This is a genomic window from Mycobacterium sp. EPa45 (assembly GCF_001021385.1).
Classification (GTDB): Bacteria; Actinomycetota; Actinomycetes; order Mycobacteriales; family Mycobacteriaceae; genus Mycobacterium.
In genome coordinates this window covers 4,757,579-4,782,334 of the sequence record NZ_CP011773.1, presented here as the reverse complement: position 1 = coordinate 4,782,334, position 24,756 = coordinate 4,757,579, and the positions used below count along the sequence as shown (strand labels likewise).

Here is a 24,756-nt window from a genome sequence, read left to right as displayed (position 1 = left end):
CATGCAGGCGACGTTGGCTAACTCTCATCCGACCAATGGCGCCTCTCCGGCGTTGCTTGATGGGTCGGATGTCAACGAGGCTCTCGCCGCAATCCGGCGCCCGGTCGCCGTCGTAAGCTCGGCCTACGGGCCGCGCACTGTGGTCCTCGACGGTGCGGGCGTGCTGACGCCGGAGCTCCTGCGCCAGGACATCCTTGCGGTTCTGCCACCGATCTATCCCGAGTGGCTCGGCGACCGCAGTTTCACCGCGACGCATCGCGTGCGGTTCCCCTATGTGATCGGTGAGATGGCCCGCGGTATCGCGACGCCGCAGATGACCGTTGAAGGTGTGCGCGCCGGCGTGATGGCGTTCTACGGAAGCGCCGGCCTGGATCTGGCCACCGTCGAGGCGGGGGTTCGCGAAATCCAGGCCGCGCTCGGACCGAACTCCAGCGGCTGGGGTGCCAACCTGATTCACAACGTTCAAAGCGACGGGGTGGAACTGGCGACGGTCGATCTGTTCCACCGCCTCGGTGTCCGCTACGTTTCCGCGTCGGCATTCATGCGTCTCACGCCGGCGGTTGTCTTGTACGCCGCGAAGGGTTTGCATCGCGATGCAAACGGACAGATCGTCCGGGCCGGCCACATCTTCGCCAAGGTGTCCCGCGACGAGGTCGCCCGGCAATTCCTCTCGCCGGCTCCTGACGCAATGCTGAGCGCGCTGGTCGCCGAGGGCCGCCTGACACCGGAAGAGGCCGCCCTGGCCAGCGGCATCCCGATCGCCGAAGACATCACCGCTGAGGCGGATTCGGGGGGCCATACCGACAACCGCGCGCTGACCGTTCTTCTCCCGCGGTTGATCAGCCTGCGCGACGAGATTGCGGCCGCCTACGGCTACTCGGTTCTGCCTCGAGTGGGTGCGGCGGGCGGACTCGGCACCCCCGCCGCCGTTGCGGCCGCATTCGCCGCCGGCGCCGCGTATGTACTGACCGGCTCGGTGAACCAGTCGGCGGTGGAAAGCGGGTTGTCACCCGATGCCCGGACCCTGTTGGCGTTGGCCGAGTCGACCGATGTGGCGATGGCACCGGCGGCGGACATGTTCGAGATGGGCGTGACCGTGCAGGTTCTCAAGCGCGGCACGATGTTCGCCCAGCGGGGTCACCGGCTGGCCGACTTCTATCGGCGCTACTCCTCGCTCGAGGAAGCTCCGCCGGAGGAGCTGAAGAACCTCGAGACGACGGTGCTCGGCCGCAGCGTGGCCGATATCTGGGCGGACACCGAGGCGTTCTTCGCCAACAGCGACCCGCGTCAGGTGGAACGCGCGGCGGCCGATCCGAAACATCGCATGGCGCTGGTGTTCCGGTGGTACCTGTTCACGGGTTCGCAATGGGCACGCGACGGCAATACCGCTCGCCGCGGCGATTACCAGATTTGGTGTGGGCCTGCGATGGGGGCCTTCAACCAATGGGTTCGGGGAAGTTTCCTCGAACCCGTGGAGGCGCGCACGGTTCGCCAGATCGCGCTCAACCTGCTCGAAGGAGCCGCGACTGTGACCCGTGCCGGGCAATTGCGTGCTGCGGGTGTCGCGATGCCCGCTGCCTCCTTTGATTTTCGTCCACGTCCTCTCGGATAAGGGTTATCTTGACTGACAACACGCACCAGCCCACTGCAACTCCTATCGCGGTGGTCGCCATGTCGGCGATCTATCCGGGTGAGTCTGGGCTCGACGGCTTCTGGCGCACCATCACCACCGGACGCGACGCCATCGGCGATGTCCCGCCCTCGCACTGGCTGATCGAGGACTACTACGACGCCGATCCGAAGACACCGGACCGCACCTACTGCAAGCGCGGCGGTTTCATCGACCCGGTGAGCTTTGATCCGGTGAAATTCGGCCTGCCGCCCAACGCCCTGCCGTCGACGGACACCGGGCAGATCCTCGCTCTGGTTGCGGCCAAGCAGCTGCTCGACGTGGTGCAGGGCAGCGGCGCCGAGGTCGATCTGGACCGGGTGGATGTGGTGCTCGGGGTCGCCTCGACGACCGAGCTCGTGGTGCAGATGGGCTCTCGGATGCAGCGGCCGATCTGGCGTAAAGCCCTGCTGGAGAACGGCTTGTCGGAAAGCGAAGCCGATGAGATCTGCCAGGACATCGCCGATCACTATGTGCCGTGGCAGGAAAGCACGTTCCCGGGTCTGCTCGGCAACGTCATCGCCGGTCGTGTCGCCAACCGCCTCAACCTGGGCGGCGCCAACTTCGTCACCGACGCCGCCTGCGCGAGTTCGCTTTCCGCGCTGCAGTCGGCGCTGCACCGGTTGTACCTGCACGAGTCGGACGTGGTGCTGACGGGCGGCGTCGACGCACTCAACGACGTGATGATGTACATGTGCTTCTCCAAGACGCCGGCATTCTCGGCGACCGGTGACTGTCGGCCGTTCTCCGACGGCGCGGACGGCACGATCATCGGTGAGGGCGTCGGCATGGTGGCCCTCAAGCGCCTGGCTGACGCCGAGCGTGACGGAGACCAGATCCACGCGGTCATCCGCGGCCTGGGCTCCTCATCGGACGGGCGCGCGTCGAGCGTCTATGCACCGCGTTCCGAAGGACAAGCCAAGGCACTGCGGCGAGCATACGAGCGTGCCGGCTACGACCCCTCGACGGTCGAGCTCGTCGAAGCCCACGGCACGGCCACCAAGGCCGGCGACGTCGCCGAATTCGCCGGATTGAAGTCGGTGTTCACCGACGACTCGGCGCGGATCGCACTGGGATCGGTGAAGTCCCAGATCGGTCACACCAAGGCCGCGGCAGGCGCCGCGGGTCTCATCAAAGCCGTTCTTGCGCTGCAGCATTCGACCCTGCCGGGCACGCTGAAGGTGGATCGGCCCAATCCCGCACTGGGGTTGGAGGAGTCGCCGTTCTATGTCAATTCGCAGACCCGGCCCTGGGTGCGTAAGGGTGATCAGCCCCGGCGCGCGTCGGTCAGCTCCTTCGGATTCGGCGGCAGCAACTTCCACGTGACGCTGGAGGAGTACCGGGGCGAGCACCGCGCCAAGCGGCTGCGGACGCTGCCCAGTGAACTGGTGGTGCTGAGCGCACCGTCGGAAACCGAACTGGGCAAACGCGCTTCCGACATCGCGGCGGCCGCACGCTCCGGGGAAAGCCTGGCCCGTATCGCGTTCGAAGCCGCCGAAGAGTTCGACGCATCGCAGCACGCGCGCGCGGGCCTGGTGGCGACGGACGCTGAATCGCTTGCCGCCCTGGCCGACCGGTTGAGCACCGCACTTGCCGGTGGCACCGCGTCAGAGCTCAAGGACGCCAACATCGCAGTCGGCTTCGGGCCGGCACGCGAAGGCAAGACGGCCTACCTGTTCCCCGGGCAGGGCAGTCAGTACGTCGGGATGGGCGGCGACCTCGCCCTCGCCTTCCCCGAAGCGCTCGCGATCTGGGACGGGCTCGAGGGTGATCTTGCCGACCTCCCCGCAGTGGTGTTTCCCGAGCCGGCGTTCGACGCCGCCGCGGTGGATGCGCAGAAGAAGGAACTCACCGCGATGGCCAACGCGCAACCGGCCATCGCCGCCACCAGCCTTGCTCAGCTAGCGCTGCTCGACCTCCTCGGCGTGAGTGCGACTGCGGCGGCAGGCCATAGCTTCGGTGAGGTCACCGCGCTGGCGGCCGCCGGCGTGCTACCGACCGAGAGTCTGGTCGAGACGGCCCGTATGCGCGGCACGCTGATGAACGAGGCGGGCCAGGGCAAGGACGGCGCGATGCTCGCCGTCACCGCGACCGCTGACGATGTGCGAGCGCTGCTGGCCACCCAGCCGGCGTCAGGATCGCTGGTCATCGCCAATGACAATGCACCCACTCAGGTGGTGCTGGCCGGGTACGAGACCGATATCGCATGGGCGCAAACCGCAGCGAAGGCGAAAGGCTGGACGGCCGTGCGCCTTCCGGTGGCTTCGGCGTTCCACTCAGAGATCGTCGCGGCCAGCAGTGCACCCCTGACGGCTTACCTCAAGACACTCAAGATCGGGCAGCCGAACTTCCCGGTCTACGCGAACGCCACCGCGCAGGTCTACAGCGAGGACGTTGCCGTGCAACTCGGCGACCAGGTTCAGCAGGTGGTGCGGTTCCGCGAAATGATCGAGGCGATGGCCCGCGACGGGGTCACCCGCTTCATCGAGGTTGGTCCGAGCCGGGTCCTGACCGGGCTGGTCGGAAAGATCCTGGGCGACGTGGCGCACTTCGCGGTGGCCCTCGACGACCCCAAGGCCGATGGTCTGCGTGGCTGGCATCGGGGACTGGCGGCGTTGGCTGCCGACGGTGTGGCCCTGGACCTCGGTGCCCTGTTCGACCACTATGAGGAACCGCTGAAATACGTTCCGGCGCCCAAGCATGCGGTCAAGGTCGGTGGCGCGAACCTCGGTAAGCCGTACCCGCCCGCCGACGGGAAGGTATCGATCACGCCGAAGCGCACTCGGGTGAGTGCCACGGTCGCGGCTCCTGCCGTCGCCGCGGCAGCGGCCAGTGTCCCCGCGGCTGCGCCGGCCCCGGCGGTCCAGCGGATGGACGCACCTGCCGCGCCCGCGGCTGCGGTTCAGGCACCTGCGCCGGTGGTGCAGGCCCAGGCCTCAGTGATTCAGCAGCAGGCGCCGGCCGTTCAGCAGCAGGTGGAAGTGCAGGCAGAGGTCATCGAAGCGCCGCTGTCCGGCGACGTCTGGAGTGTCATCGACAGTATCCAGAAGGAGACCGCCGAGCAGCACCAGCGCTACATGGATGTGGTGACGCGCAGCCACCAGGCCTTCCTGGATATGTCGACCCAAATGATGGCCCACATCGTGGGCGATCCCGTGGCCGTTGCGCAGACTCCGATGGTGACGGCGAGCGTTGCGCCGCAACAGGTTTTGGCGCCAGCGCCTGCTCCCGTCACGGTTGCACCCGCGCCGGTTGCGGTTGCGGCCGCGCCGGTTGCGGTTGCGGCCGCGCCGGTGATCACACCGCCGGCCGCCCCGGTCGCCCCGGTGGCGGCGCCGCCGGTGGCTGCTCCGGTTGCGGTGGCTGCGCCGGCTGTGTCTGCGGGTCCGGCTGCCGGTGATGTTGTGCTGTCGATTGTTTCGGAGAAGACGGGTTATCCGGTGGACATGCTCGGGTTGGGCATGGAGATGGAGGCCGAGCTGGGGATCGATTCGATCAAGCAGGTCGAGATTTTGGCGGCGTTGCAGGCGAAGTTCCCGGGTGTGCCGGAGATTCCTGCGTCGGAGTTGTCCGGGTTGCGGACGTTGCAGGATGTGGTGGATACCATGGCCGGGTTTGCGGGGTCAGCGCCTGCTCCGGTAGCGGTTGCTGCTGTTGCTTCGGGTGCGGGTCCGGCTGCGGGTGATGTTGTGCTGTCGATTGTTTCGGAGAAGACGGGTTATCCGGTGGACATGCTCGGGTTGGGCATGGAGATGGAGGCCGAGCTGGGGATCGATTCGATCAAGCAGGTCGAGATTTTGGCGGCGTTGCAGGCGAAGTTCCCGGGTGCTCCGGAGCTCCCGGCGTCGGAGTTGTCCGGGTTGCGGACGTTGCAGGATGTGGTGGATACCATGGCCGGGTTTGCGGGGTCAGCGCCTGCTCCGGTAGCGGTTGCTGCTGTTGCTTCGGGTGCGGGTCCGGCTGCGGGTGATGTTGTGCTGTCGATTGTTTCGGAGAAGACGGGTTATCCGGTGGACATGCTCGGGTTGGGCATGGAGATGGAGGCCGAGCTGGGGATCGATTCGATCAAGCAGGTCGAGATCCTCGCGGCGTTGCAGGCGAAGTTCCCGGGTGCGCCGGAGATCCCGGCCTCGGAGCTGGCGAACCTGCGCACTCTGCAAGATGTGGTGGATACCGTGTCTGGGTTCGCCGCCCCTGCACCGGTCGCTACCGTGGTGGTTGCTGCCGCGCCTGCGCTCGATGCCGGTGATGTTGTGCTGTCGATTGTTTCGGAGAAGACGGGTTATCCGGTGGACATGCTCGGGTTGGGCATGGAGATGGAGGCCGAGCTGGGGATCGATTCGATCAAGCAGGTCGAGATCCTCGCGGCGTTGCAGGCGAAGTTCCCGGGTGCGCCGGAGATCCCGGCCTCGGAGCTGGCGAACCTGCGCACTCTGCAAGATGTGGTGGATACCGTGTCTGGGTTCGCCGCCCCTGCACCGGTCGCTACCGTGGTGGTTGCTGCCGCGCCTGCGCTCGATGCCGGTGATGTTGTGCTGTCGATTGTTTCGGAGAAGACGGGTTATCCGGTGGACATGCTCGGGTTGGGCATGGAGATGGAGGCCGAGCTGGGGATCGATTCGATCAAGCAGGTCGAGATCCTCGCGGCGTTGCAGGCGAAGTTCCCGGGTGCTCCGGAGATCCCGGCGTCCGAGCTGGCGAACCTGCGCACCCTGCAAGACGTCGTCGACACCGTCTCCGGATTCGCCTCCGGTGGCCGCACCGAACAGCCCACGGCGGCACCGCAGGTTGGTGCGTCGTCGTCCGCTCCGGTCGGGCTGTCCTGCACCGAAGCCGAGCTTCGCGCCGCACCGCCCACTGGCCTTGCGATGGCCGGCCTGCGCGACGGAGTCGTGCTCATCACCCGGGAGGATCCCGCCTTCGCCGATGCCCTCCAGGCCGCGCTGACGGCTCGCGGCGTCAACGCGCACGTGGTCGACGAGGTACCTGCGGAGGCAGGCGCCGTCATCAGCCTGGCCCCGCTGGGGGCGGCTCGCACACCCGAAGACTGCGTCGCGATGCACCTGCGTGCATTCCACGCGGCGCGCAGTGTCGCAAGGAGCACCGCCGCGACCCGGCTCTTCGTCACCGTTCAGTCGACCGGGGCACGGTTCGCCGCCGGCGATGTACCGGTCGGTGTCGCGAGCTTGGTGAAAACCGCCGGTTGGGAATGGTTGAACGCCTCGGTTCGTGCCGTCGACATGGAAAGCCTTGACGCCGAACGGCTGGCCGCCGAGCTGCTCGAGGGCGGTAGCGGTATCGAGGTCGCCCTACGCGCCGACGGCACCCGGCTGGTGGCAGTCGACGACATCGAATCCTCGGTCGGGGAGGGCGAGACGATCAGCGTCACCCCCGGTGGCGTTGTCCTGGTCACCGGCGGTGCCCGTGGCGTGACGGCGGAATCGGCTCTGGCACTGGCCAAGCATCACGGCCTGCGGCTCGCACTGCTCGGTCGCACACCCCTGCGGGCAGTGAGTGCGGACGACCCGTCCGGCACCACGGCCGCCGAGATCGCCACCGCACTGGCGGCGTCGGCGCGGGCCCGCGGTGAGCAACTGAGTCTGCCGCAAGCACGCGCGCAGGCGGAAAGCCTGCTGGCCGAGCGGGAAGTCCGGGCCACCCTGTCGACGGCGGAGCGGCAGGGCACGCCGGCGCGCTACTTCGCGGCCAGCATCACCGACCGTGCCGCTTTGGACAGCGTGCTCAACGACGTCCGGGCGAATTTTGGACCGATCGTCGGTGTCGTCCACGGCGCCGGTGTGCTCGCCGACAAACGGCTGGAAGACCTCGACGATGACGGATTCGTCAAGGTGTTCAGCACCAAAGTGGTTGGTGCCGAAGCACTTCTGGATGCGACCGCCACCGATGAGCTGCGCTTCATCTCGCTGTTCTCCTCGATCGCAGCACGGGCCGGCAATCCCGGACAATCGGCCTACGCCTCGGCCAATGCTGCCCTCGAGGCCATTGCGGCTCGCGAGTCCGCACGCCGCAACGGCGAGTGTGTCGTCCGCGCATTCGGCTGGGGACCGTGGGACGGCGGAATGGTCGACGCAACCTTGAAGAGCCGATTCCTCGCCGGCGGCGTGGGTGTCATTCCGATCGACGAGGGCGCACAGTTCTTCGCCGAGCACGCGCTGTGCCGTTCGTCGGCCACCGCCGTCGTGGTCGCCGCTCCGGCCGAGCCTCGCCTGCGGGCAACCCGCCTGGAGTGGAACGTGTCGACCCATGACCTGCCGGTGCTTACCGATCATCAGGTCCGCGGCAAGGTGGTGGTGCCGGTGGTGATTGCGCTGGACGCGATCCTGCGTGCGGCTCGCGGCCTGATTGCCGACACCTGCCCGGTGGTCCGCGACTTCCAGGTTCTATCGGGTGTCACCCTCGCCGAGGGTGAAAAGCAGACGTTGACAATCGAATTCGAGCCCGCCGGGTCGGAGTACACGGTGTCGATCCGGGACGCTGAGGGCCGGGCGCGTTACCGCGCCACCGTGGACACCGCTGCTGTGGCGGATCCGGAGGTGGCGGTTCCGCAGGTGTCGGGGTCGTCGTGGCCGTGCAGTGTCGACGAGGCGTACGCCGGCCCGCTGTTCCACGGCCCGCAATTCGCGGTCATCGAGAAGCTCGACACGTTCGGTGCTGCCGGCGGAAGTGCTGACCTCAGGAGCCTGGACGGTCTCGGCTGGCCGCAGAACGGCTGGGCAATCGACGCTGCCGGCGTCGACGGCGGGCTGCAGCTGGGCATCGTCTGGGCCGCTTCTCAGGGGCGGCCGTTGGTGCTGCCGATCCGTATCGCGCGTGTCGTTCTGCACCGCGCATTCGGTGACGGCAGTATCGGACGGTGCCGGCTGGCCGCCCATCCGGTCAATGACAAGCGGGTCGACTTCGACATCGCCTACGAGACTTCCGACGGTGCGCTGATCGCAACGCTGGAAGGTGTCGAGTTCTACGCTGCGGGCGGCGCCGCGGATACGTCGGCGTGAGCGGGTTCGAACCCGTCGCGATCGTCGGACGCAGTTGTGTGCTGCCAGGCGCAGCTTCACCCGAGGAGCTGTTCGACGCATCACTGGCCGGACGCTGTCTGCTGACCCCCACGCCGCGCGAGCAGTGGCGCGGGGTGGACCCTGCGAAGCTGCAGACCAGCGACAAACAGGGCCTGCGGGTGTCTTCGGCGACCGGGGGTTACGTCGAGACATCGTTCGACCTGAGCCAATTCGCCTCGCGGATACCCAATTTCGACCAGCTGGATCCGATCGTTCCGTGGCTCGCGCAGTGCGCGCAGCAGGCACTGGGCGGGCCGCTCGCGGCGCCGCGTACCGGCCTGATCGTCGGCAACTTGTCCTACCCCAGCACCATGGGCACCGCGTTCGTCGAGGCCTTCTGGACCGGCGAGGGCAACGACGATCCGCGCAACCGCTTCTCCTCGGGGCTGCCGGTGCACCTGGTGGCAGGCGCGATGGAGATGAACGGCCCGGTCTATGCACTCGACGCGGCCTGTGCATCGTCGCTCTATGCCATCAAACTGGCGTGCGACGCCCTGCACGACGGCGACGCCGATGTGATGCTCGCCGGTGGTGTCAACGGCTCCGACGACCTTTTCCTGCATTTGGGTTTCACGTCGCTACAAGCGCTGAGCCCGTCGGGGCGGTCGCGCCCATTCCACGCCGAAGCCGACGGTCTGGTCCCCGCACACGGCGCGGCGCTGGTCGCATTGAAACGCCTCGTCGACGCCGAGCGCGCGGGCGACCACATCCTGGGAGTCATTCTGGGCGTCGGCCTGTCCAACGACGGTCGCCAGAGCGGGTTCCTCGCGCCGGCGGTGGGCGGTCAGACCCGTGCCATGAAATCGGCGCTCGAGCAGGCCGGTCTGACGCCGAGCGATATCGACTACGTGGACTGTCACGCCACCGGCACCCCGCTCGGGGATGCCACCGAACTGCAGAGCATTGCGGCCGCCTACGGCGAAGTTCCGCTGAAATTGGGTGCGCTGAAGGGAAATCTGGGCCACACCATCACGGTGTCCGGCGCGGCGAGCCTGGTGAATGTGCTGTCCGCCATGCAGGCATCCACTCTTCCGCCGACGTTGTGCGAGAAGCCGATTGACAAGCTCAGCGACACGCCCTTCACGTTGGTGACGACCCCTACGCCCTGGGACGGGCCGGTCAAACGTGCCGCGGTCAGCAATTTCGGATTCGGCGGCAACAACGCCCACCTGATCGTCGAGAACTACCGGGGGCCAATCCCTTCGGCGGGCCGGCCGCAGCCGCCCACCGACGACATCGTCATCTGCGGCATGGGTGTGGTGACCGGCGACGCCCGCGACCCGGAAGAATTCCGGCGCCGGGTGTTCGGGCCGGAGGCGCAACCCAGTCCGCTTGACAGTGTTGCGCTCGACCTTGCCGGACTCGGCTTCCCGCCCAACGAACTCGCAGGCAGCCTGAGCCAGCAGACCGTGATGCTCGCCGCCGCGGGGCAGGCGTTGCGCAACGTCACCACCGACCCGGAGCGCACCGGGGTGTTCGTCGGCATGGGCTGCGACGCCACCATCGCCCGGCAACGGTTGCGGGTGCTGAACACCGATAACGACCGGTGGCTGGAGGCCAACAAGGAGGCCGCCCCCAAACTGACGGCCGACGGTGTGATCGGAACAATGCCGAACATCCCCGCCAACCGCATCCACGCGCAGCGCGACTTCCGTGGATTCGGTTTCACCGTGTCGACGGAAGAACTCTCGGCGATCACCGCGCTGCAGATCGGCATCCGGGCGCTGCGTCACCACGAACTCGATGCCGTCGTTGCCGGTGCGGTCGACATGTGTTGTGAGCCAGCACATTCACGAGCAGCAGATGCGCTGGATCCGGACCCGAGTGTGGGGCACGGTGACGCGGCGGTGGCGTTCGTGCTCAAGCGGCGCGCCGATGCGCAGGCCGCAGGCGACGACATCATCGCCGTCATCGACAGTGACGACGAACCGCTCGAGACGGACCCGAACTTCGCAGCCGGCCGAATCGGTCGCACCCATGCGGCCAGCGCCGCCGTGGAGATCGCTGCGCGTGCCGAGGCAGTGCGCTCGCGGGTCCGAGTGGACTCCGCCGGTGCGCAGCCGGCGCCGGGCGGAACCACCGCGGCGGTGTGGGTGGAAGCGCTGGGCGGACACGCCGACGGCATCACCGTGTCGGCGGCCGAGGCAGCGCCCAAGCCGTTGGCCGTTGGCGTCGTCCCGGTTTCGGAACGCTATGCCGCCGACACCCGATCCGAGCTTCTGGGTCGGATGCAACGCGGTGAACCGGGCGGAACCGGGCCGGTGCGATGTTCATTGGTGGGGGACGGCTCCGCGACGCTGGACACGCTTCGGCAGCAGGCGGTGCAGCGGCTCGAACGCGGCGAGGTGCCTGCCATCCCGGGCATCGCGTTCGCCGATGCCCCGATCGCCGGTGAACTGGCCTTCACGTTCACCGGCGCCGCCGCTGCGTACCCGGGGGCTGGGCGCGATCTGTTGTTCGCGTGGCCCGAGATCGGTGACGCACTCACCGAACGTTTCTCCGGCGTCGGCGATCTGGCCCGCGCCCTCCATGGTGCCGGAATCACCACCCTGTCCCCGCGTACCCAATTGACCGGTTGCGCTCTGGTCTGCCAGTCGCAGGCCGAGTTCTCGCGGACCGTGTTGGGTCTCAAACCATCTGCCGCTATTGGTCTTTCGTCGGGTGAGACGAACTCGCTGATGGCTTTCGGGGTCTGGAGCGACCTGGAACCGATGCTCGATGAGATCGAGGCATCGGGCATGTACGGGGACGAGTTGACCGGCGAATGCCGGGTGGCGGCAGCCGATTGGGGGCTGGGCGACCAACCGGCTCCGTGGGAGTGTTGGCGCATCACCGCACCCCGGTCGCTGGTCGACGCGGCACTGGCCGTCGAGCCGCGCGCCTATATGACAATCGTGCAAGCACCGGATGATTGCGTCATCGGCGGGGATCCCGCGGCGTGCCGGCGGGTGATCGATGCGGTTCCCGGCGCCACCGCGATCCCGCTGGGGCTGGACATGGTCATCCACTGCGAAGCGATGGCACCGTTCGCCGACACCTGGCGCAACATCCACACCCGGGAAACGCATGAGGTTCCCGATATCCGCTTCTACACCAACGCGGTCAACCGGGCCTATGTGCCGACCCGCGAAGCGGCGGCCGAGGCGATCACCCGGCAAGCGCTGGAGCCGATCGACTTCCCGGCGACCATCCTTCAGGCGTGGGAGGACGGCGTTCGGATCTTCGTCGAGCACGGCCCCCGCAGCATCCTGACCGGTGCGGTCGACAAGATCCTCGGCGACCGACCGCATCTGGCGGTCGCGCTGGATCCTCAGGAGCGACGCGGGCTGCGGGCCCTGGCCGAGAGTGTGTCCAAGATGTGGGTGCATGGGCTGCCAGTCGACATCGACGCCTTCGAGGCGCGGATCCGGCAGCTGCGCGAACAGCGTGAGCCGGCACCCTCTGCGAACACTCGCACGCTGACACTGGCCGCACACTGGCCCGATATCGTCTCGGCGCCGGAAGCGCCGGTCTCGGCTCCGGAAGCACCCCAGACTGTTTCGACGCCGGCGGCGTCCACGAACGGAAGTACGCGTATGCCCGACTACGGAAGTGTTCAAGTCATGCCACCCGCGCCGACGCAGCTGACACCGCTGGTCGTAGCCCAGGATGCCGTCGTGCAATCCGTCACGGAGACAAGCACTGTGGTGGCCCGGCCGGCCGCATCGGCAGCGGCCACGGCCGTCAGCGACCAGACAGCGGCGGCGCTGAACCTCGTCGCTTCGGTCAGCGATGCGCATGCCGCCTTCCTGGACCGGCAGGCGCAGGCCCACACGTCGTTCCTGAAGTCGCGCGGGGATCTTCTCGCCCTGGTGTCGGGACGGCGGGGATCGGTACCGACCGTGGCGACGAGCGCGCCGGCGGTAGTGGTGTCCGCACCCGCGCCGGTGCTGCCGACGCCGAGCGCACCTCCGCCTCCGCCGCCGGCACCCCCGGCCTCGCCGCCGCCGCCGGTGACGGCGGCGCCCCCGCCCACGCCTAGCACCCCGCCGCGCGCCGCCGCCCCGAGCAAGCGCCCGGCGGCGGTCAAAGAACCGCTGTGGACGCGCGCGCAGCTGGAAATCCTTGCCGGCGGCAAGGTCTCGGAGGTCATGGGACCGAAGTTCGCCGAGTACGACCAGTACGAGCGGCTGGTGCGGATGCCGGAGCCGCCACTGCTGTTGGCCGACCGGGTGATGAGCATCGAGGGCGAGCCCGGCACGATGGGGACGGGTCTGATCGTCACCGAGACCGACGTCGACCCCGACGCCTGGTACATCCACAACGGCCGGATGTCGCCGGGTGTGGTGATCGAGAGCGGTCAGGCGGACCTGCTGCTCGCATCGTGGCTGGGTGCGGATTTCACCAACCGCAGCGAACGCGTCTACCGCCTGCTCGGATGCGACCTGACGTTCATGGGCGAACTACCCAAGGGCGGTGACACGCTCCACTACGAGATCCACATCGACGGTCACGCGAAAACCGGTGATACCCGGTTGTTCTTCTTTCACTACGACTGTTACATCGGCGACCGGCTGATGATCTCGGTCCGCAACGGGCAGGCGGGTTTCTTCTCCGACGCCGAGCTCGCCGAGTCCGACGGTGTGCTGTGGGACGCCGCCGACGACGTGCCGCGCGAGGGTGCGATCCGAGACGAGCCGGTCGTCGTCACGCAGAAGCGCTCCTTCACCGCCGACGACGTCGAGGCCTTCACCGAGGGCCACGCCTACCGGTGCTTCGGGCCCGGTTTCGAACGGGCCGCCGCCCACACTCGGACGCCGTCGCTGCCGAAAGGCAAACTGCGACTGATCGACGAGATCGCCGAATTCGATCCGAACGGCGGGCCGTGGGGCCGCGGATATCTTCGTGCCACCGCCGCGGTGCCCAAGGACATGTGGTTCTACGACGGGCATTTCAAGAACGACCCCTGCATGCCCGGCACGCTGATGGCCGATGCGGCCACCCAGGCGCTGTCGTTCGCGATGGCGGCCTACGGTTTCACCATCGAGAAGGACGGGTGGCGGTTCGAGCCGGTGCCCGACGATATGGCCCGCTTCGTCTGCCGCGGGCAAGTGACGCCGGACGCCGACCACATGCTCGACTACGAGGTCTTCATCGAAGAGATCATCGACGGGCCCACGCCGACTGTCTTCGCCGCACTGCTCTGCCGCAGTGACGGTTTCAAGGTGTTCCACGCCCGGCGCTTCGGGATGCGTCTGGTCCCGGACTGGCCGATGCCGCCGGGTGCACCCGGGCCCGTGCAGATCCTGGCCGGTACCAACGACGTTCGCGGCGACCAGGGTGCGCTTCTGGCCTGCGGTCGTGGGATGCCGTCGGATGCCTTCGGCGCCCTGTACGCGCCGTTCGACGGCACGCGGCGGGCACCGCGCCTGCCGGACGAGCCGTACCACTTCATGTCTCGTGTGCTCAGCGTGTCCAGTCCGCCGGGAGTGCCGACCAAGGGTGGCACCGTCGTCGCGGAATACGATGTGCCAGAGGGTGAGTGGTATTTCGCCGACGCGCACGTCGATGCGGTTCCGATGCCGGTCCTCATCGAAATCCTGCTGCAGCCGTGCGGATGGTTGTCGTCGTACAACGGATTCGCCGCCAATCGTCCCGACGACGTGGTGTTCCGCAACCTCGACGGCGGCGAGGTCATCCAGCATCGGCCGGCCCGGGTCGGCACACTGCGGGTGACGTCCACGCTGGAGCGGTTCGCCGACGGTGCCGGCTCGACGATTGTGTTCTTCGAGGTCGTCTGCACCCAAGACAACGAAGTCGTGATGACGATAAAGACGGCGTTCGGGTTCTTCAGTCCCGAGGCGCTGAAGAACCAGGTTGGACTTCGGACCGAACCCGGTGCGCTGGAAGCACTGTCCGAACCGGCCCCGGTCGAACTGTCGTACCGGGCCGCCGAGCTCGACGGCGCCCCATGGCTGGACCAGGGCCGACTTCAGGTGCTCGACCGGGTGAAATTCTGGCCCGGCGGCGGCGAGGCCGGTCTGGGCCGGCTGGTTGCCGAGTACGACGTCACCCCGGAGGCGTGGTTCTTCAAGGCTCATTTCTTCCAGGATCCGGTGCAGCCGGGTTCGCTGGGTCTTGAGGCCATGCAGCAGGCGGCCCGCGCGGCAGTCCGGTTGTCCGGATTGGCCGGAGCCGGTGACGAATTCGAGTTCGAACCGGTCGCATTGGATCAGATGTTCAGCTGGAAGTTCCGCGGTCAGGTGACGCCGACCAACAAGCGGACCCGATCCGAAATCGAGATCGTGTCGACGCGCAGTGACGAGCGGGGCGTTCTTGCGGTGTTCAACGGCCGGTTCTGGGTCGACGAGCTGTGCATCTACGAGACGCGTGAGATGGGCGTCCGAGTCATCACCACGGCGCGATGAAAGGGATCATCCTGGCGGGAGGCTCGGGCACCCGCCTGCACCCGATCACCCTCGGGGTGTCCAAGCAGTTGATCCCCGTATACGACAAACCGATGGCGTACTACCCGCTGTCCACGCTGATGCTGGCCGGAATCCGCGACATCCTGGTGATCACGACGCCGCACGACGCGGAGAGCTTCCAGCGATTGCTCGGCGACGGATCTCGGTTCGGTGTCTCGATCACCTTCGCGCAGCAGCCAACACCGGACGGGCTGGCCCAGGCCTTCACCATCGGCGCCGACTTCATCGGCAACGACAAGGTCGCCATGATCTTGGGCGACAATCTGCTCTACGGGCCGGGATTGGGCACCCAGCTCAAGAGCTTCGACGATGTCGACGGGGGCCAGATCTTCGCGTACTGGGTGGCCGAGCCGTCGGCCTACGGTGTTGTGGAATTCGACTCCAGCGGTGTGGTGGTGTCGCTCGAGGAGAAACCGAAGCAGCCCCGGAGCAACTTCGCGGTGCCGGGACTGTACTTCTACGACAATGACGTCGTGCAGATCGCCCGAGATCTCTCGCCGAGTGATCGGGGTGAGTACGAGATCACCGACGTCAACCGGGCGTACCTCGAACAGGAGCGGTTGCGGGTGCAGGTGCTGCCACGCGGGACGGCATGGCTGGACACCGGAACGTTCGACCAGATGACCGACGCCGCCGATTTCGTGCGGACGATGGAGCGGCGGACCGGCCTGAAGATCGGTGTTCCCGAGGAAATCGCCTGGCGGCAAGGTTTTCTCACCGATGACGAGCTGCGCGAGCGCGCCGAGAAGCTGGTGAAGTCGGGCTACGGCTCGTACTTGTTGGATCTGTTGGAACGGGGTCTGTAGTGGCGCAGCTTTTGGTCACTGGAGGCGCTGGGTTCATCGGGTCGAACTTCGTGCACTACGCGGTTGGGCATACCGACCATCACATCACCGTGCTGGACAAGCTGACCTATGCCGGCAATCGCGAGTCGTTGGCCGGGCTGCCCGAGGACCGGGTGAGCTTCGTTCACGGTGATGTCGCCAACGCCGAGCTGGTCGACAAGCTCGTGGCCAATGCCGACAAGGTCGTGCACTATGCCGCGGAAACCCACAACGACAATTCGCTCGACGACCCGGAACCGTTCTTGCACACCAACCTCATCGGCACGTTCACGCTGCTGGAAGCGGTCCGCAAATACAGCGTGCGCTACCACCACATCTCGACCGACGAGGTGTACGGCGACCTGGCATTGGACGATCCGGGCCGGTTCACCGAAGCCAGCCCGTACAACCCGTCGTCACCGTATTCGTCGACCAAGGCCGGCAGTGACCTGTTGGTCCGAGCTTGGATGCGCTCGTACGGCGTGCAGGCAACGATCTCGAACTGCTCCAACAACTACGGCCCGTACCAGCACGTCGAGAAGTTCATACCGCGCCAGATCACCAACGTCCTGCGCGGCGCCCGCCCCAAGCTCTACGGCGAGGGACTCAATGTCCGTGACTGGATTCACGCCGACGACCATTCGTCGGCGGTGCTGGAGATCCTGGAGAAGGGCCGCATCGGCGAGACGTATCTGATCGGCGCCAACGGCGAGAAGGACAACAAGACCGTCGTCGAACTCATCCTGACGATCATGGGTCAGCCCGCCGATGCTTACGAGAACGTGCCGGATCGGACCGGTCACGACCTGCGCTACGCCATCGACGCGACCAAGCTGCGTGACGAGCTCGGATGGCGGCCGCGATATCCTGACTTCGAGCACGGGCTGGCTGCGACGATCGAGTGGTATCGCGACAACGAAAACTGGTGGGCCCCCGCCAAAGATGCCACTGAAGCGTTCTACGCCCGGCTCGGGCAATGACGGGAGAGCGCAAGCAATGACGGAGCTCGGAAAGTCACTCCGTGCGGTAGAAACGGCGATTCCGGGGCTGGTCGTCTGGGATTTGCCTGTTCACGGCGACAATCGCGGCTGGTTCAAGGAGAACTGGCAGCGCGAGAAGATGGTGGCCGCGGGGATGCCGGACTTCGGGCCGGTACAGAACAACGTGTCGTTCAACTCCTCGGCGGGCACGACCCGCGGCATCCACGCCGAGCCGTGGGACAAGTACATCTCGGTGGCGACCGGACGGATTTTCTGCGCATGGGTCGATCTGCGCGACGGCCCGACGTTCGGGACGGTCGTCACCGCAGAGGTCGATCCGTCGCGTGCCGTCTTCGTGCCGCAGGGGGTCGGCAACGGCTTCCAGACGCTGGAGCCGAACACCGCCTACACCTACCTGGTCAACGACCACTACTCGCCGGACGGTGTCTACACGTCGCTGCATCCGGGGGATGCGACCGTCGCGATCGACTGGCCGATTCCGTTGGATCAGGCCGAGCTGTCGGCCAAGGATCTGGCCCAGGGCCCGCTGTCCTCGGTTGTGCCGATCCAGCCGCGCAAGATCCTGGTGATCGGCTGCGGCGGGCAATTGGGCCGGGCATTGCAAGCGGCCTTCGAGGGTGTTTCGCACCTCGAGTACGTCGATCTCCCCGAATTCGACCTCAGCTCTGACGATTTCGCATCGACGCGTGCCTGGCGCGAGTATTCCACGATCATCAATGCCGCGGCGTATACGGCGGTCGATGCCGCCGAGACTCCCGACGGGCGGGTCGCTGCCTGGGCGGCAAACGTCATCGGCGTCGCGAATCTCGCGCGCGTCGCCGCCGCGCACCGACTGACCGTGGTGCACGTGTCGACGGACTACGTCTTCGACGGCACCTCGACGCGGCCCTACCGCGAGGACGATCTTCTGTGCCCTCTTGGGGTGTATGGGCAGACCAAGGCGGCCGGCGATCAGATCATCTCTACCGTGCCTCGTCACTACATCGTGCGGACCTCCTGGGTTATCGGCGAAGGCCGAAACTTCGTGCGCACCATGCTTTCTCTGGCCGAACGCGGTGTCGACCCGTCGGTGGTCGACGACCAGATCGGGCGTTTGACGTTCACCTCGGAACTGGCTCGGGCGATCCGGCACCTGCTCGAGAGCCGTGCGCCGTACGGGACGTACAACGTGACCGGATCTGGGCCGGTCACCTCATGGGCGGAGGTGGCGCGGCGGGTCTTCGAGTTGGCGGGTCATGACCCGTCGCGGGTGACCGGGGTTTCCACGGCGGAGTACTTCAGCTCCGCCACCAGCCCGGTGTCGCCGCGGCCGGCCAACGGGGTCCTGGACCTAGCGAAGATCGCGGCCACCGGATTTACGCCCGCCGACGCCGGCGAGTCGCTCGAGAACTATGTGCGGATGGAGACCCGGGCCACGTCCGGGACCGGTCAGTGATTACCGAATCAGACTGACGTCTTTGGGATTTCGGCGGTGATCGGGTCGTCGTCGCGGTCTTCACGCGGCAGCATGTGGGCGCGCACCGACGCACGCGTGCCCGTTGACCGGAGCATGGTGCTGGCCGGGCGGGGACGAACCCGTTGCGGCCACCAGAACCATCGCCCGAGCAGCACCGCGATCGTCGGTGTCATGAACGAGCGCACCACCAGGGTGTCGAACAACAGGCCCATGCCGACGGTGGTGCCGACCTGACCGATGATCTGCAGATCGCTGGACACCATCGCGGCCATCGTGAATGCGAACACCAGGCCGGCGTTGGTCACGACCTTGCCGGTACCGCCCATAGCCCGGATGATGCCGGTGTTGATACCGGCGGCCAATTCCTCTTTGATCCGGGACACCAGCAGCAGGTTGTAGTCGGAACCGACCGCCAGCAACACGATCACCGACATCGGCAGCACCATCCAGTGCAGTTTGATGCCGAGGATGTATTGCCACAGCAGCACCGAGAGGCCGAAGGATGCGCCCAGCGACAGCGCCACCGTGCCCACGATCACCAGGGCGGCGATCAGGCTTCGGGTGATGAGAAGCATGATGATGAAAATGAGACAGAGTGCGCCGACCGCCGCGATCCAGAGGTCGTACTTGGACCCGTCACTGAAGTCCTTGAATGTTGCTGCCGTGCCGGCGATATAGATCTTGGAGCCCTGCAACGGCGTGGTCTTGAGGGCTTCCTCGGCTGCGGATCGGATCTTGGGAATGCTTGCGATTCCGGCGGGGGAGGCCGGGTCGTCCTTATGGGAGATGATGAACCGCGCCGACTTGCCGTCGGGCGATATGTAGGCACTCATCGCGTGCTTGAAGTCTTCATTCTCGAAGACTTCCGGCGGCAAATAGAACGAATCGTCGTCCTGCGCGGCGTCGAATGCCTGTCCCATGGCGGTGGTATTGGAGTTCGAGTCGTCGAGCACGCTGAACGTCCCCGACATGGTGCTGTGCATCTTCAGCATCATGCCGCGCATGGATTCCATGATCGCGATCATCTGCGGGATCTGCTCGAGGAGCTGCGGCAGGATCTTGTCCAGATCCGCCATGTGCACCAGCATTTCCTTCATCTTGTCGTTGAGTGCCGTGATGCCGTCGATCGCATCGAAGACGGACCGGATCGCCCAGCAGATCGGGATGTCGTAGCAGTGCGGTTCCCAGTACAGGTAGTTGCGAATCGGCCGGAAGAAGTCGTCGAAGTCCGCCGCGCTCCCCATGAGCAGGGTCACGACCTGCGACATCTCCTTCGTCGTGACGAACGAGTCGTGGGTGATGTCATTGAGCTGCTTCTGCAACTCGTACATGCGCTTCATGATCGCGATCTGCCGGTCGATCAGCTTGACCTGTTCCAGCATGTCGTCCATCCGGGCCTGCATGAACTTCAGGCTGCTCTGCATGCCTGCGTTCTGCATGTTCAGTAGGAACGGGATCGACGTGTGCTCGATCGGAGTGCCCTCGGGGCGCGTGATGCCCTGTACGCGAGAGATTCCCGGCACCTTGAAGATCGCCTTCGCGAGTTTGTGCAGGATCAGGAAATCCGCCGGATTACGCAGATCGTGGTCCGACTCGAGCATCAGGATGTCGGGCATCATCCGAGCCTGTGAGAAATGGCGGTCTGCGGCCGCATTGCCGAGGTTCGCCGGAAGCTCCTTCGGGATGTAGAGCCGGTCGTTGTAGCTGGTCTGATAGCCGGGCAGCGCCAGCAGCCCGACCAACGAGATCGTCAGTGTCGCAAGAAGAATGGGCACCGGCCAGCGGACGACCGCCGTACCGATCCGCCGCCAGCGGCGGTTCTTCAGCAGGTGCTTGGGGTCGAACAGGGTGAAGCGTCCGCCGAGAGCCAGCACGGCCGGAACGAGTGTGACGGCGACGGCAACGGCGACGAGCAGGCCGACCGCACACGGGATGCCCATGCTCTGGAAAATCGGTATCCGGGTGAAACTCAGGCACAGCATGGCCCCGGCGATCGTCAACCCGCTGCCCAGGACCACCGGCGCGACGCTGTGATAGGTGGTGTAGTAGGCGGTTTCGGGGTCATCACCGGCCTGCCGGGTCTCCTGGTAACGACCGAAGAAGAAGATCCCGTAGTCCGTTCCGGCCGCCATCGCCAAACCGACCAGCAGACTGGTGGCGAACGTCGACAGGCCGATGATGTTGGTGTCGGCGAGCAATGCGACGATCCCGCGGGCGACGAGGACTTCGAGGCCGACGGTGAGCAATAAGGCGATGACGGTGATGAGCGAGCGGTAGACGAACATCAAGACTATGAAGATGATGACGCCGCCGATCAGCGTCATTTTCAGCATCGAGTGATCGCCGGCCTGTTGCATATCGGACACCAGTGCCGCCGGACCTGTGACGTACACCTTGATGCCGGGCGGCGGTGCGGACCGGTCGACGATGCCGCGCACCGCGGCGATCGAGTCCTGGCCAAGCGTGGTACCGGTGTTGCCGGCCAGATTCATCTGCACGTAGACGGCCTTGCCGTCCTTGCTAATCGCGCCCGCCGCGGTGAGTCGATCGCCCCACAGATCCTGAACGTGCTCAACGTGTTTCGTGTCGCTCCGCAGCGCACGGACCAGCCCGTCGTAGTACGTGTGGGCTTCGTCCCCGAACGGCTGCTGCCCTTCCATCACCAGCATCGCGAAGCTGTCGGAGTCGGACTCCTCGAAGTTGGTGCCCATCCGTTGCATGGCGATCACGGCGGGGGCGTCCTGGGGCGCCATCGGCACCGAGTGGTGTCGGCTGACGGTCTCCAGCCAGGGCACGAAGAAGGTGACCAGGATCGTCAGCGCCACCCACGCCAGGATGATGACTGGCGCGAGCACGCGAATGGCCCGCGCCACCAACGGCCGACGGATCGGGGAGGTCGGTTCGGCCGGATGGGCCGCGAGTTGGGTGTCCGCCACTTACCGCTCTTGGTTCTGCAACAGGGCGCGTACCAGCGGGCGCGGCCCGGTGGGCCGCAGCATCGAGCTGGCCGGCCTCGGCCGAACCTGCTGGGGCCACCAGAACCAGCGGCCCAGCAGTGCGGCGATCGACGGTGTCATGAACGCTCGGACGATCAGCGTGTCGAACAGCAGGCCCAGCGCGATCGTCGTACCCAGCTGGCCGATGCTGATCAAGTCGCTGACCATCATCGACGCCATTGTGAAGGCGAACACCAGGCCGGCGGTCGTCACCACTTTGCCGGTTCCCGCCATTGCCCGGATGATCCCGGTATTGATACCGGCGCCGATTTCTTCCTTCATCCTGGCGACCAGCAACAGGTTGTAATCAGATCCGACCGCCAACAGGATGATCACGGTCATTACGAATACCGACCAGTGCAACTCGATGCCGAGCAAGTACTGCCACACGAACACCGCCAAGCCGAAAGATGCGCCCAGAGAGAGCAATACGGTGCCGACGATGACCATGGCGGCGATCAGACTTCGCGTCACCATCAACATGACGACGAAGATGAGGCAGAGGGCGGCCACCACCGCGATCAGCAAGTCGTATTTCGTGCCGGTGACCAGATCCTTGACCAGGGCGGCCGTGCCGGACAGTGAGATCTGAGATCCCTCGAGCGGGGTCCCCTTCAATGCCTCCTCGGCGGCGCTCTTGATCGCATCGACCCGGGCAATGCCGTCGGGTGATGTTGGGTCACCCTTCTGAGAGATCAACATGCGGACGGCCTTGCCGTCCGGCGAGATGAAGATCTTCATAACCCGCTGGAAGTCCGCGTTCTTGAAGACCTCCGGCGGGACATAAAACGAGTCGTCGTTCTGGGCGGCATCGAACGCCTTGCCCATCGCCGTCGAGTTGGCGCCGTTGTCGTCCATCTGGCCGAAGACGCCCGACATGGTGCTGTGCATGGTGAGCAGCATCGTGCGCATGCCCGTCATGATCGAGATCATCTCCGGGAACTGGGCGATGAGCTGCGGCATGAGCACGTCCATCTGGTCGAGGTTTCCGACCAGTTGGTGCAGTTTCTCCGTCAGCCCGTCGACGCCGTCGAGGACGTCGAAGATGCTTCGGATCGACCAGCAGATCGGGATGTCGAAGCAGTGCGGTTCCCAGTAGAAGTAGTTGCGCAGCGGCCGGAAGAAATCCTCGAAATCAGCGATGTGATTGCGCAATTCGTCGGTGATGTCGGCCATCTCGTGAGTGCTGTTGACCATGCTGTGCATCGTGGTCTGCATCTGCTGCATCAGGCCGTACATGTGGGTCATGATGTCGATGGACTGCTGCAGTTGGTCGGCTTGGGTGAGCAGATCTGCCATGCGCTGCTTCTGGAAGAACATGAACTGCTGCTGACCGGCCTGCTGCGTGCTCATCAGGTAGGGAATCGTGGTGTGCGCGATGGGAGTTCCCTCAGGCCTTGTCACAGCCTGAACCTTCTCGATCCCCGGCACCGCCAGTACGGCCTTGGCCAATTTGTTCAGCACCAGGAAATCGGCCGAGTTCCGCAGGTCGTGATCGGTCTCCACCATCAACACTTCGGGCGACATCATCGCCGCAGGCCCGAAATGCCGTGAAGCAGCCTCGATTCCCTGGGTGGCGGGAATATTCCTGGGCAGGAAGTGCTGGTCGTTGTAGTCGGGCTTGAAGCCCGGCAGCGTCAGCAGGCCGATCATCGTCACCGCCAGCGACGCGATCAGGATCGGCGCTGGCCAGCGGACGATGGCCGTCCCGATACGCCGCCAGCCGCGGGCCGCGGCTTTGCGCTTGGGGTCGAACAGCCCGAAACGACTCCCCGCCGCGATGACCGCCGGGACGAGTGTGAGCGCCACCGCGACCGCGACGAGGATGCCCACCGCGCACGGAACGCCGAGAGCCTGGAAGGCGGGCAGTCGCGTGAAACTGAGGCACAGCGTCGCGCCGGCGACCGTCAGGCCGGTGGCGAGGACAACATGGGCCACCCCGCGGTACGTCGTGTAGAACGCCGTCTCCCGGTCCTCGCCGGCCAGACGCGCCTCGTGATAACGCCCGATGAAGAAGATGCCATAGTCGGTTCCGGCCGCGATCACCAACGCCACCAGCAGATTCACCGCGAAGGTCGTCAGGCCGATTACTTCGTGGTGTCCGAGTAGCGCGACGAAACCGCGCGCCGCCTGCAGCTGTATGCCGACCACCAGCAACAGCAAGATCACGGTCAGCGGGGATCGGTAGACCAGGAGCAGCGTCACCAGGATCACCGCGATGCTCACCAACGTGATCGTGGTGACCGTGCTGTTGCCGCTGACGCTCATATCGGCGGCCAGCGCGGCGGGACCGGTCACATAGGTCTTGATCCCCGGCGGGGCAGGGGTTTGTGCGACGATGTGCTGGACGGCCTGGACCGATTCATTGGCCAAGGCCTCGCCGGGTTTGCCGGTCAGCCCCAGCTGCACATATGCGGCCTTGCCGTCGTCGCTTTCGGCGGCCGCGCTGGTGAGCGGGTCGCCCCAGAAATTCTGGATGTGCTGCACATGCTTGGTGTCGCTGCGCAACTGCCGGATCAGGCGGTCGTAGTACTCGTGCGCGTCGTCGCCGAGGGGTTGCTGACCTTCGAGGACGATCATCGCCGCCGCGGTACCGGAAACGGATTCTTCGAAGGCCTTGGACATCCGTTGAGTCGCCTGGAACGACGGTGCATCGGTGGGGTTCTGCGAGACAGCGTGCTCGGCCTCGACCTGCTCCAGGGTGGGAACGCCCAGGGTCAGTCCGACGATGACTGCCAGCCATCCCAGGATCACCAGCACCGAGAATCGGCGGATCAGCTGCGGTACCCGGCCGCGTTCGGCCTGCAGTTGATGCGTGCTCATGCGGCCTTCAACAGACAGGAGACGAACGAGCTGACTTCGTGCGTCGTGGTGTTCTCCGACTTGACGACGCCATCCACCGTGATACGGCAACCGATGGTCGGACTGTCACCCTGCGCAGCGATGCTGCCGATGCCCGCGGCCGAGGAGATCGGGAACTCCAACGACCACGGCAGGGTCACGTTCTGATTCTGCGGGTCACCGTCCTCGTTGAAGTAACTGATCTGAGCTGCCGTTCCCGGCGGGCCGAAGACTTCGTACTTCATGTGCTTGGGGTTGTACGGCTTGCTCTTCTCGTTCTTGGTGTCGCCGTAAGTCAGGGACTTCTCATTTCCAAAGATGTTGTGCAGGCGGGACACGGTCAGACCGCCGGCGGCGAGCACGGCGATGACCACCAGCGGAATCCACAACCGGCTCAACGACTTCAGCATGAGCCCCTGGTTTCGA

At 65.9% G+C, this 24,756-nt stretch carries 9 protein-coding genes; 6 read left to right on the top strand and 3 right to left on the bottom strand.

Annotation, left to right across the window (positions count from 1 at the left end; all coding sequences use genetic code 11):
* Window position 1 precedes the first annotated feature (1 nt).
* The 6 genes from AB431_RS22555 to AB431_RS22530 are packed head-to-tail and all read left to right on the top strand — an operon-like array spanning window position 2 to window position 18,472.
* Entirely contained in the window at window positions 2–1,612 is a 1,611-nt protein-coding gene (locus AB431_RS22555) for a PfaD family polyunsaturated fatty acid/polyketide biosynthesis protein (protein WP_047331806.1), read from the top strand.
* A gap of 8 nt (window positions 1,613–1,620) precedes the next feature.
* Entirely contained in the window at window positions 1,621–8,685 is a 7,065-nt protein-coding gene (locus AB431_RS22550) for a type I polyketide synthase (RefSeq protein WP_144418346.1), read from the top strand.
* Window positions 8,682–15,152: a type I polyketide synthase gene (locus AB431_RS22545; RefSeq protein ID WP_047331804.1), complete on the top strand. Its 6,471-nt coding sequence runs from the start codon at window positions 8,682–8,684 to the stop codon at window positions 15,150–15,152. The genes AB431_RS22550 and AB431_RS22545 overlap by 4 nt, the downstream gene beginning before the upstream one ends.
* On the top strand, window positions 15,149–16,018 hold the full coding sequence (gene rfbA / locus AB431_RS22540) for a glucose-1-phosphate thymidylyltransferase RfbA (RefSeq protein WP_047331803.1): 870 nt from the start codon (window positions 15,149–15,151) through the stop codon (window positions 16,016–16,018). The genes AB431_RS22545 and rfbA overlap by 4 nt, the downstream gene beginning before the upstream one ends.
* Entirely contained in the window at window positions 16,018–17,016 is a 999-nt protein-coding gene (rfbB, locus tag AB431_RS22535; RefSeq protein WP_047331802.1) for a dTDP-glucose 4,6-dehydratase, read from the top strand. The genes rfbA and rfbB overlap by 1 nt, the downstream gene beginning before the upstream one ends.
* A gap of 16 nt (window positions 17,017–17,032) precedes the next feature.
* Window positions 17,033–18,472, top strand: coding sequence for a bifunctional dTDP-4-dehydrorhamnose 3,5-epimerase family protein/NAD(P)-dependent oxidoreductase (locus tag AB431_RS22530; protein WP_047331801.1), 1,440 nt, complete (start codon window positions 17,033–17,035; stop codon window positions 18,470–18,472).
* An 8-nt stretch (window positions 18,473–18,480) separates the two neighbouring features.
* Here AB431_RS22530 and AB431_RS22525 read toward each other — a convergent pair whose 3' ends face one another.
* Genes AB431_RS22525 through AB431_RS22515 form a run of 3 tightly spaced genes read right to left on the bottom strand, consistent with a single transcriptional unit; the run spans window position 18,481 to window position 24,740 of the window.
* Window positions 18,481–21,429 (bottom strand): RND family transporter, encoded by a 2,949-nt coding sequence (locus tag AB431_RS22525; protein ID WP_082135774.1) that lies wholly within the window; start codon window positions 21,427–21,429, stop codon window positions 18,481–18,483.
* A complete protein-coding gene (locus AB431_RS22520; protein WP_047331800.1) occupies window positions 21,430–24,312 on the bottom strand; it encodes an RND family transporter in 2,883 nt (960 codons plus the stop codon). It abuts the gene before it with no gap.
* On the bottom strand, window positions 24,309–24,740 hold the full coding sequence (locus AB431_RS22515; protein WP_144418345.1) for an MmpS family transport accessory protein: 432 nt from the start codon (window positions 24,738–24,740) through the stop codon (window positions 24,309–24,311). The genes AB431_RS22520 and AB431_RS22515 overlap by 4 nt, the downstream gene beginning before the upstream one ends.
* Window positions 24,741–24,756 lie beyond the last annotated feature (16 nt).